The sequence below is a fragment of the Shewanella sp. 10N.286.45.A1 genome (genome assembly GCF_041470405.1).
GTDB lineage: Bacteria > Pseudomonadota > Gammaproteobacteria > Enterobacterales > Shewanellaceae > Shewanella.
Genome location: NZ_JBFRMK010000379.1, coordinates 1 through 883 on the forward strand (window position 1 = coordinate 1; position 883 = coordinate 883).

1 protein-coding gene is annotated in these 883 nt (G+C 40.3%); it reads left to right on the top strand.

All coding sequences use genetic code 11. The annotated features are described in order from the left end of the window. Window positions 1–122 precede the first annotated feature (122 nt). Window positions 123–883, top strand: a 761-nt coding sequence (locus AB4238_RS21585; protein ID WP_372035600.1) for an MFS transporter, incomplete at its 3' end; no start/stop codon positions are given.

Consider the following 883-nt stretch of genomic DNA (forward strand, 5'->3'; position numbering starts at 1 on the left):
AATGCAATTGGTATTAAAGCAGATAAAAATCTGTTGTTGATAAGCCAAGAACATGGAAGGAAGGGATAACAGGCGAATCTGTTATCATCAAATTAATTACTATAAGAAGCAGGTTTAAATACATGACAGCAACGACTCAGGCTCAAGCTAGCCCAAAGAGCAGTATTCTACCTATGACCATAATAGGTGTGCTCTTTTTTATCTTTGGATTTGTGACATGGCTTAACGGCTCTTTGATCCCATTTCTTAAAATCATCTGTGAGCTGAATGAATTCCAAGCGTTATTTGTCACGTTTGCTTTTTATATTGCTTATACCGTGATGGCACTTCCCATGTCATCGATACTCAAGAAAACCGGCTATAAAAATGGGATGGCTATCGGCCTTGCTATTATGGTTGTCGGTTCCTTACTGTTCATCCCCGCAGCTCAAAGTGCCAACTTTATCCTATTCTTAGGTGCACTGTTTGTTTTAGGTACTGGACTTACTATTTTGCAAACTGCATCTAACCCTTATGTGGTGCACATCGGCCCTAAAGAGAGTGCTGCGATGCGAATAAGCATCATGGGTCTCATTAACAAAGGTGCGGGCGTTATCGTGCCTATTTTGTTTACTGCATTAGTCCTGTCAGGTTTTGAAAACTTCACTGCAGACCATTTAGCTGCATTGAGTGAAGCTGAGCGAACAGCGCAAATTAGTGAATTGTCTTCACGTCTTGTTGCGCCATATATCTATATGGCTATTGCACTGACATTTTTGATTGGCTTAGTGAAATTTTCATCACTGCCTGAATTAGAATTTGAAGCGGCAAATGATCATCAAACTAAAGGCAGCATTACTCATTTCCCACAGGTGATTTTAGGTGCCGTTGCACTATTTGCTTA